A 9,762-nucleotide genomic window follows, 5' to 3' on the forward strand; every position below is an offset into this window, starting at 1 on the left:
GCCTCCCGCATGCCCTTCTCCACGGCGGGGAAGTAGTTCTTGGGCACGGCGCCGCCCACGACCTCCTCGCAGAACTGCAGTTCCTCGGTGTCGCCGGGCTCGAAGCGCATCCATACATCGCCAAACTGGCCGTGACCGCCGGTCTGCTTCTTGTGGCGGCCCTGGACTTCGACTTTCTTGCGGATCTTCTCACGGTAGGCCACACGGGGCTCGGACAGCTCGGCGTCCACGCCGAAGCGGCTCTTCAGGCGGGAGACGATGACGTCCATCTGCATATCGCCGGTGCCGGAGACCACCATCTGGTGGGTCTCGGCGTTGTTCACCCAGTTGAAGGTGAGATCCTCTTCGTTCAGGCGGGTAAGACCGGCAGCGATCTTGTCCTCCTGGCCCTTGGTCTTAGGCGTGATGGCCACGGAATAGCAGGGCTCGGGGAAGGGGATGGGCTCAATCTTGACCACCTTGCGGGGATCGGACAGGGTGTCGCCGGTCTTGACCTTGTCCATCTTGCCGATGGCGCCGATGTCGCCGCACTCCAGCTCCTTGACCTCCTCGGCCTTCTTGCCCTTCATGACGTACAGCCGGCCCAGCTTCTCGGTGGCGCCGGTGCGGGCGTTGACCACCTGCATATCGGGCTTCAGGTTACCGGAGAGCACCTTCACATAGGAGTACTTGCCGTACTGGTCGGACACGGTCTTCCACACAAAGGCGCAGGGCAGCGCGCCGGGGGAAGCCACGAACTCGTCCAGCTCACCCTTCTCATTCTCGCCCTCCAGAGGACGGCCCTCCATGGGGGAGGGCAGCAGCTCCACAATGATGTCCAGCAGCATACGGGTACCCAGGCCGGTGAGGGCGGAACCGCACACCACGGGGAAGAGGGACAGGTCCTTCACGCCCTGGCGCAGGCCCTGGATCATCTCGGCATAGGTGAAGTCCTCGCCGGAGAAGTACTTGTCCATCAGCTCCTCGCTGGTCTCGGCCACAGACTCCTTCAGGGCGTCGTACAGCTCGTCCAGCACGGGCTTTTTGTCGTCGGGCACGTCGATCTCCACCCGCTCGCCCTTGGGGCCGGCCTCGAAGGCGCGCTTATGGAGTACGTCGATAAAGCCGATGACCTTCTTGTCGGCGTCCCAGATGGGGGCTACCACAGGGGCGATGTTCTTGCCGAACCGCTCCCGCAGGGTATCGAAGGCGGCGTTGTAGTCGGCGTTGTCCTCGTCGGTCTTGGAGATATAGATCAGGCGGGGCACACCACGGCGCTGGCACAGCTTCCATGCCTTCTCGGCGCCCACGCTCATGCCGCCCTTGGCGGAGCAGACGATGATGGCGGCGTCGGACACATGGAGGGCCTCCATGACCTCGCCGGAGAAGTCGAAGTAGCCGGGGGTGTCCAGCACGTTGATCTTACAGCCGTTGTACTCGATGGGAGCCACCGCGGTGGAGATGGAAATCTGGCGGCGGGTCTCTTCGGGATCGTAATCACAAACGGTGTTTCCGTCGGCAGGATTGCCCAGACGGGGGGTACCACCGGTCAAAAACAGCATACTCTCGGCCAGGGAGGTCTTTCCGTTGCCACCGTGTCCCAGCAGACAGACGTTGCGGATATTTTGTACGGAATAGCTCATAACTTGTTTCCTCTCCTTACATTTGGAATCGCGGAGCAGCATGGTAAACTGCTGTTGTCCATTATACATGAAAGTTCCGTCAGTTACAACTAAAACTTTAGAAAAATCGCGCAAAATACCCCGGCGGTCATCCGCCGGGGTATTTTGTAAGTCAGGAGATGGGAATGGTCTGGTCATAAATGGTAATGGCGACAACCTGATCCGGGTCAATGGGCTGGTCGAAAGCCCAGGCGGCCCACCAGCTATTCCCATCCGCATACGTTGGAGCCAGGGCGGTACCGTCCTTCAGAAGGACCGTGGGCGTCCATTTTTCCAGTGTAACAGAACGGAGGGTCTTTCCATCCTCCAGGTACATGGTGTCCTGATCACAAAGCAGAGTAAGGCTCAGCGGGGAGAGTTCCAGGGACTGGGCCATGACAGAGCCCTCCGACTCAAGATCGGCAGGCAATGCAAGGGAGATGGAAAAATGCTCAGACTCCACTGTTTGGAGAGGAATTTCTATGGTCCAATCCCCTTCCACCGGTTTGCTCAGGGCAGAATAGTCCACCAGCATCTCAACCTGGGTCAGCCGGGACAGCTGCTCCGGGCCAAAGCCCTCCAGGCAGTAGTCCAAATCCCCCTCCACCGGCGTGATCTGCTCCAGATCACGCCCGATTCCCGCACCGTCCTCATTCAAGATGGTGGCGCAGACGGTTACGTTCTGCCAAACCGCACGATTGGCGGGGCGTACCCGCACATGGAGATTGCCATCCTCTGCAAAGCCAGCCGCCACAATGGAAAACGGCCCTCCAGCGGCAGCGGCGCTTTCCAATTCCGGTTGGGGCAGCAGGACGGTGGAGCCGTCCTGTGTCCGGGTACTGGGAAGCGGTTTTTCTGTGATTCCAGCCCGTTCGGAAGAAGCGGAAATCCGCTGGGACACCGACTGGTATCCCCCCAGCAGGCGCTCCACGTCCAGACAAAGTACGGCGCCCTCCGGTACCCTCTCCCTGCCGGTGGCAGTGAGTACAAACAGACAGGTCCTGCTGTCCGGGTCGTAGGAAAGCTGCCTGACGCTGTAACTGCCGTAGGGCCAGACGTCCCTGTCCGTCCTCATCAGGGAACAACTGATCTGCGTGGTCTCATCCAGCCGATTCCCGCCCAGATCCCGAGCCGTAAAATAGACCCGCACCATCCTGCCGTCAGCCAGGGCCCGGACTGCTTCGATCCGGACCCCCTGATCCTCACAGGCGGCCTCCACCTCCGTGGCATAGGGGGCCCGGCTGCCCAGGTCGTTCCGGATGGCCTGCCAGAGGGTGGGCCCCGCCGCCAGGGCCGAAACCGTGAGGACGGCGGCAGCCACCGCCAGAAGTCCCCGGCGGGTGAGGCGGCGGGGCCGGGCCTTTTCTCCGGACAAAACGGCTTTCATCCGGTCCCGGGTACGCTCCACCAGCGCCCGGTCCGGGGCGATCTCGTCAAATTTGGCGCGATAGTCGTGTTCAAACACAGGAATTCCCTCCTTCTTCCAAAAAATCCCGCAGCTGCCGCCGGGCCCGCATGAGGCGCATCCGCACGGCGGACTCCTTCTTGCCCAGCAGCCCGGCAATCTCAGGGGTGGAGTACCCCTCGTAGTAGTAGAGATGGACCACCACCCGCAGCTCGGGGGACAGCCTGTCCAGGCAGGCGTCCAGCTCGTTTCCCTCCTCCGGCGGCGGCGCCGTCAGCTCCCCCGTGTCCTCCAGGGGCTGGGTCCGGCGGCGGAAGGGATTGCGCCAGTAAGAGTTGGCGCAGTTGATGGTCACCCGGCAGAACCAGGCTTTCTCGTGTTCCTCGTTTTCCAGTTGTGGCCGCTTGGCCACCAGGCGGAGAAATACCTCCTGAAACACGTCCTCCGCTCCCTCCCTGCTGCGGGTGCGGGCAAAAGCCAGCCGGTAGACCAGCCCGGCGTACCGCTCCAGCAGCTCCTCCGCCCGGGCGTTGAACCCGTCGTCATCCTTCTTCACATGACCCCTCCTCTCCAGGTGTTTGAAAAGGCTTTTCACCTGAACTACGCGCCAGCCCTCTGTTTCGTCACATCCAAATAGAAAAAGCGCAGGCCCGCGGCCTGCGCTTTCTCAAAATAATTACGGTTGCACGATCTCGCTGCCGTCCAGCGGCACGGTGTAGGCGGTGCAGCTGGCGGTACCGTCAGGGCCAGGGGTAACCTGCTCCAGCTGGCACAGCCAGCCGGTACCCTCCTGGTTCAGTCCGGCGCACATCAACCTGGTGGTGGTGCCGTCCTGAGCGGTGGGGCCGGCGATGGTACCGTCCTCACCCACGGTCAGCTCGTCGGTGTTCCAGCCCAGCCAGGCGGCCAGCTTGTACAGGGCTTCCGTCTGGGTAAGGCCGACCTGGGTAAGCGTGGGATTCACGGTGGCCTGGGTTGTCTGGACTCCCCGGTCGTCCGGGGTCACGCTGTAGGGTTCGATCCCGCTGCCCGAAGGTTCCGGCAATACCTGAGCGGGTTCCGGCGTTTCCGCCTGGCTGGAGGCGCTCCGGCCATCCTGTCCACCGGCGGTCTTGCTTTCCGGGCTGCTGCTCTCCGTCTGGGCCTGAGTAGACTGGGGTATGATCTCCCGGGTCACAGACTGGTCCTCATCGCCTCCGGCGGGCAGGTTGGTCTCCATCACCACGGGAATGTCGCCAGAGGTCTGCCCGCTGCCTCGGAAACCACCGGTGCGCCACTGATCCATAACGCCCGCGCCCACCAGCACCAGGGCGGCCACCGCCGCCAGGGAGGCCAGGCTCCGCCAGCGCCACTGCCGCTTCTTGCTCTGGAAGGGGGTGACCTTGGAGGCGTGGATCTGGTCCATAACCCCCTCCTTCAATCCGGCAGGGGGCTGGGCGGCCAACCCGGGCAGTTCCCGGTGAAGGGTGTCCAAATCATCCGCGAGGGCCCGGCATGCCGGGCACGCCGACAGATGCTCCTCCAGCCGGGTATGTTCCTCCTGACTCAGGGGGCCGTCCAGTCTGGCGCTGATCAGTTCCAGCGCCTCGTCGCAACTCAGCATATCGTTCCCTCCTCTCCGTTTGGGGGCGTCTCCCCCATTGTTCAAGATATAGACGTGGTGGGATCGAAAAAGTTCCCCTGTTTTTTCAAATAGTTCCGCAGGGCCAGCCGGGCCCGTGCGATGCGGGACTTCACCGTCCCCTCCTCCAGGCCCAGCACCTGGGCGATCTCGCCGTAGGACAGGCCCTCCAGCTCCCGGAGGATCAGCACCCGCCGGTGTTCCGCCGACAAGGTATTGAGGCCCGCCCGCAGGGCCTCCTGCCGCTCCCGCCGCTCTGCCTCCACATGGGGGGAGAACCGCTCGTCGGGCAGTTCCGCCTGTCGGGCCTCCTCCTCGTCATCCAGAGAGATGGTCATGGACAGGGCGTTGCGCCGCTTCTCCCGGCGGAGAAAGTCGATGCACACGTTGCTGGTCAGCCGGTACAGCCAGGTGGCAAAGGAACTCTCCCCCTGGAATTTGCCCAGCCCCTTCCAGGCGTTGAGAAAGGCCTCCTGACTCAGCTCCAGGGCGTCGTCCGGGTTGCCTGTCATCCGCAGGGCCAGATTGTAGATCCGCCCCTGGTTCTGCTCCACCAGGGCGGCAAAGGAATCCTCGTCTCCCTGCTTGGCCCGCTGGACCAGCTCCCATTCCGGTTTCATGCCTTTCTCTCACCTGCCTTTCAGGCCTGCAATCTTATTTATGGTCTGGGATCGTCTTTCAGATCCCGCTTGATGCCCTCAGTCACTCTATAAATATCCGCCAGGGTGGACACATGGCTGATCTGTTCCTTATAGTACCCGGCGTGGGGTACCCCCTTCAGGTACCAGGCGTAGTGCTTCCGGGCCTCCAGGCAGGCGATATGCTCCCCCTTCTGCGCCGCCGACAGCTCAAACTGCCGCACTGCGGTGTCACACCGCACAGCCAGGGGCGGCAGGGGCGGAATCTCCTCCCCCGCCAGGGCCGCCTTGGCCCGCTGGAACAGCCAGGGATTGCCGAAGCAGCCCCGGCCGATCATGGCCATATCCGCCCCGGTGTACTTGAGTATGCGTACCGCGTCCCTGGGTTCAAATACATCGCCGTTGGCGATGACCGGGATAGATACCGCTTCCTTCACCGCCTTGATATAGTCCCAGTTGGCGGTGCCGGCGTACATCTGGGTGCGGGTCCGTCCGTGAACCGCCACGGCGGCCACCCCGGCCTCCTCCATCGCTTTGGCAAACTCCACGCAGTTAATGGAACCCTTGTCCCAGCCCAGCCGGAATTTCACCGTCACCGGCTTCCCGCCCGCGCCCCGGATCACCGCCTGGGCCACTTTGACGGCCAGTTCCGGGTCCTTCATCAGCCCCGAACCATCCCCGGAGTTGGCCACTTTTGGGACGGGGCAGCCCATATTGATGTCGATGATATCCGCCCCGGACACCTCCGCCGCAATACCCGCCGCCTGCTCCATGCAGGCCGGGTCGCTGCCGAAGAGCTGGGCGGCCGCCGGGTGTTCATCCTCTCCCAGCTTCAACAACGGAATGGATTTTTTATCCTGGTAGCACAGGGCCTTGGCACTCACCATTTCAGTGACGGTATAGCCCGCCCCCAGTTCCCGGCAGATGGTACGGAATCCCAGATCCGTCACTCCGGCCATAGGCGCCAGCGCCAGGGCGGAATTTATAGTAACATTGCCAATTTTCACAGCGTCCCCCGATGTGTTATAAATAGTGGCGTAACAAGCGTATCATACCACAGGACAGGGCATCCGGCAAGGTTGTTTCCCCGTCCGGTATCCGCCGCTTGATTTTGATTGAAAAAGAAGGAGCGTTTTAATATGAATAAGTACGTCTGCGATCTCTGCGGCTATATCTACGATCCCGCCGAGGGTGACCCCGACAACGGCGTGGCCCCCGGCACTTCCTGGGAGCAGGTTCCCGCCGACTGGGTGTGCCCCCTGTGCGGCGCGGGGAAAGATCAGTTCTCCAAGCAGTAAGATTTTCCCGTCCCAATACCGCCGGTTTGACGGTTCCACCGCCCAACCGGCGGTTTCTTTTTTGCATTTTTTATTTTTAATTGATTCATTTAACGGACTTGCCGTTCACTTCTCTCACTCTTTCAGGCTGCTTTTTCTTTTCCGTTTTGTAATTTACTTATAAAATATTTCTATTTGTATTATATGTCAAGGTTTATTTGTGGGCTCATTTAAAATAAACTTGCAATATATTTATCTGCATCTTTCATTTTTGCATTTTTCTTCCCGCCCGTTTCCTGCGCAGTGATTTCTGTTTCTCCCCATTGACAGAACCGATGGGGGCCTCTTATAATGGCCTCGACAAACCCGAAAATGACCGAATTTTCCTTTGGAAGGGAGGCCCTATTTTGGAACATCTGTTAGCGCCGCTGGTGGGAGACGCCTCTCCTGTAACCGTGATCGGCCTGTGTAAGAACGCGGGCAAGACCACCGCCATGCGCCGCCTGATGGCCGAGCTTGGGGAGGAGCGGCTGGCCCTCACCTCAGTGGGCCGGGACGGGGAGCGCACCGACCTGGTCACCGGTACCGAGAAGCCGGACCTGTACATAAAGCAAGGGGATCTGTTCGCCACCGCCCGGGGTATGATCACCCTGTGCGACGCCACCCTGGAGGTGGCGGATCTCACCGACGTGATGACCCCCCTTGGACCGGTGGCCATCTTCCGGGCCCTGTCCGACGGATACGTTCAGCTGGCAGGTCCCTCCGCCGCCGGGCAGCTGGGACCCCTCACCGCCCGCTTTATGGAGCTGGGGGCCCAGCGGGTCCTCATTGACGGCGCCGCCGGGCGCAAGTCCCTGGCCGGGGCTGGGATCGAAGGCGTGGCTCTGCTTTGTACCGGAGCCTCCCTGGAGCGGGACATGGACCTGGTGGTGGCGGAGACCGCCCACACCTGCTGGATCTTTGACCGGAAGGAACCGGAGCAGGCCGGCCTGCGTCAGTCTTTGGCTGATGTGACGGACCGCTTCGCTCTGTTTGAGTTGGACGGCACCCCTCTGGAACTGCCTCTGGACGAGGCGGACAATCCCAGATGGAACAGGCTGCCCCGCCGTCCCCTGGCGGTATGGGCTGCCGGCGGGGTCACCGATCCCCTGCTCAAAACCCTGGCCCGCCGGGGCGCACCCACTACCCTGGTCACCCAGGACGCCACCCATGTGCTGGCTGGCAGGTCGGCTATGGATCTGTTCCTGCGCAACGGCGGCCAACTCACCGTCCGGCGGGAACTGACCATCGCCGCCGTGGCTGCCAATCCCTGGTCGGCCTACGGCTGGCACTTTGAACCGGAAAAATTCATCTCCGCCCTCCGGCAGGCGATTAATCTGCCGGTGGTCAACGTGAAGGAGGATCAAGATGGAACTGACACATGAATTGCGGGAACACGCCGGCCTGCAGTGGGTGTTGAACCGGCTGAGCCCCATGTCGCCCTTTGGCAAATCAGCCGCTCGTTCCCTGCGGTGGTACGGCCCTGGCGACGAGGCCGATCTGGAGGAGGAACTGGACAACGTGTCCCTGGCCATGGAGCTTTGGAACGCGGGCAGCACCACGCCCCAGGCAGACGGCTGCGGCTGCGCCCCGGTGCAGCTCACCGAGGCCGAGCGGAAGGATGCCGCCGCCGCCCTGCGGGGCGTCACCCGCTGCCTGCCCCTGTTCCACGATATCCGGGGCTCCTTCGACCGGGAGCCCGGCACCCCCTTCGACCTGGTGGAACTGTTTGAGATCAAGCACTTCCTGGTCACCCTGGAGCAGCTGGTCCAGGCCTACGCCGCCCTCCCCCCCATGTCCGGGCTGTCCTTCCCCTCCCTGGCCGACGCCCTGGCTCTGATGGATCCGGAGGGCCGCCGGCTGCCCACCTTCTCCATCGTAAATTCCTATCACAACGACCTGGCTCCCCTGCGGGCGGAGAAGGCCAAGCTGGAAAAGGCCATCCGCATGACCATGGAGGACAAACGGGGGCCGCTGATGGAAAAGCGCCGCGTTCTGGCGGTGGAAGAGGATAAGCTGGAGCTGGAAGTGCGTCAGATGCTCACCGGCAAGCTGATGACCTACAAAGACGCTTTCCTTGCCAACATGGAGGCTCTGGGCCGGCTGGACCTCATTGTGGCCAAGGCCAAGCTGGCCCTGCGCTACAACTGCGTCCGCCCTGCCCTCAGCGCCGACAAGTCCATCCTCCTCCGGGGCGTACGTCATCCCCAGGTGGAGGAAGATCTGGCTGAACGGGGCGAACAGTTCACCCTGCTGGATCTGGATCTGAAACCGAGCTGCACCGTCATCACCGGCGCCAACATGGGCGGCAAGACCGTGTCTCTCCGCTCCACGGTTCTCTCCCTGCTTTTGTGCCAGTGCGGCTTCTTCGTCTTTGCCCAGTCCGCCACCCTGCCCCTGTTCCACCGGGTGGAGCTGATCCTGGCCGACAGCGGCCCCGGCGCCGGCGGCCTGTCCTCCTTCGGCAAAGAGGTCCACCTGCTGGACAACCTGCTGCGGGAGACCCACGGTCAGTTCTTCTTCGTGGCCCTGGACGAGTTCGCCCGGGGCACCAACCCCCAGGAGGGCGCCGCTCTGGCCCGGGCCCTGGTGCGCCACCTGAGCAGTCTGGACTGTGTAGCTCTCATGACCACCCACTACGACGGAGTGTCCGACGTGGCCGCCGCCCACTATCAGGTGGCCGGCCTGGTGCGGGACATCCAGGGCGACGAGGGTGACGATCCCCGCAAGCGGATCGCCCGGCGGATGGACTACCGGCTCCTCCCCGCCCCTCCCGGCGCACCCTGCCCCCGGGACGCCCTGCGGGTGTGCCGGCTGCTCAAACTGGACGACACCCTCATGGAGTTGTTCCAGGCCGATCTGTGATTTTTTCCGTACCGGCGGACAGCCCTCGCTGCCCGCCGGTACTTTTTCCCATCAGCACTTACCGTTTGGTAATCACTGTCCCGCTGTAGCGTACAAAAGTCTGCGTACCAGAGAAAAATTTTGCCCCCCTAAATTTTTAAAAAATAGTTGACAAACCAAATCCACTGGGGTATAGTATTTTTGTCAAAAGTAAATAACATGCATGGATAGAGGCGCGGAGCGCAAGGTAGCAGAGCAATGATAAGGGCAGGCGAGCCCGATGTACTCTGTGAATGTC

Annotated in this window: 9 protein-coding genes; 3 read left to right on the forward strand and 6 right to left on the reverse strand. The window is 62.1% G+C overall.

Annotated elements, in window-relative coordinates; all coding sequences use genetic code 11:
* The 6 genes from Q0K43_RS08500 to dusB all read right to left on the reverse strand — a co-directional run.
* Nucleotides 1–1,622, reverse strand: a 1,622-nt coding sequence (locus Q0K43_RS08500; RefSeq protein WP_297290126.1) for an elongation factor G, incomplete at its 3' end; no start/stop codon positions are given.
* Between the two features lie 151 nt (nt 1,623–1,773).
* Nucleotides 1,774–3,105 (reverse strand): hypothetical protein, encoded by a 1,332-nt coding sequence (locus Q0K43_RS08505; protein ID WP_297290127.1) that lies wholly within the window; start codon nt 3,103–3,105, stop codon nt 1,774–1,776.
* The gene (locus Q0K43_RS08510) at nt 3,098–3,601 is read right to left on the reverse strand and encodes an RNA polymerase sigma factor (protein WP_297290128.1); all 504 of its coding nucleotides are present in this window, start codon (nt 3,599–3,601) and stop codon (nt 3,098–3,100) included. The genes Q0K43_RS08505 and Q0K43_RS08510 overlap by 8 nt, the downstream gene beginning before the upstream one ends.
* Nucleotides 3,602–3,721: 120 nt before the next feature.
* Complete coding sequence (locus Q0K43_RS08515; RefSeq protein ID WP_297290129.1) at nt 3,722–4,648, reverse strand: anti-sigma factor family protein; 927 nt, start codon at nt 4,646–4,648, stop codon at nt 3,722–3,724.
* Nucleotides 4,649–4,689: 41 nt separating this feature from the next.
* A complete protein-coding gene (locus tag Q0K43_RS08520; RefSeq protein WP_297290130.1) occupies nt 4,690–5,286 on the reverse strand; it encodes an RNA polymerase sigma factor in 597 nt (198 codons plus the stop codon).
* A gap of 38 nt (nt 5,287–5,324) precedes the next feature.
* Entirely contained in the window at nt 5,325–6,311 is a 987-nt protein-coding gene (gene dusB, locus Q0K43_RS08525; RefSeq protein WP_297290131.1) for a tRNA dihydrouridine synthase DusB, read from the reverse strand.
* A 132-nt stretch (nt 6,312–6,443) separates the two neighbouring features.
* On the opposite strand from dusB, the gene rd reads away from it, so the two are divergent.
* The 3 genes from rd to Q0K43_RS08540 all read left to right on the forward strand — a co-directional run bounded on the left by rd (nt 6,444) and on the right by Q0K43_RS08540 (nt 9,485).
* Nucleotides 6,444–6,602: a rubredoxin gene (rd, locus tag Q0K43_RS08530; protein ID WP_297290132.1), complete on the forward strand. Its 159-nt coding sequence runs from the start codon at nt 6,444–6,446 to the stop codon at nt 6,600–6,602.
* A 386-nt stretch (nt 6,603–6,988) separates the two neighbouring features.
* Nucleotides 6,989–8,005, forward strand: a complete 1,017-nt coding sequence (locus Q0K43_RS08535; protein ID WP_297290133.1) for a hypothetical protein — start codon at nt 6,989–6,991, stop codon at nt 8,003–8,005.
* Nucleotides 7,989–9,485: a MutS-related protein gene (locus Q0K43_RS08540; RefSeq protein WP_297290134.1), complete on the forward strand. Its 1,497-nt coding sequence runs from the start codon at nt 7,989–7,991 to the stop codon at nt 9,483–9,485. The genes Q0K43_RS08535 and Q0K43_RS08540 overlap by 17 nt, the downstream gene beginning before the upstream one ends.
* The last annotated feature ends 277 nt before the right edge of the window (nt 9,486–9,762 follow it).

The organism is uncultured Flavonifractor sp. (assembly GCF_944383115.1).
Taxonomy (GTDB): domain Bacteria; phylum Bacillota; class Clostridia; order Oscillospirales; family Oscillospiraceae; genus Flavonifractor.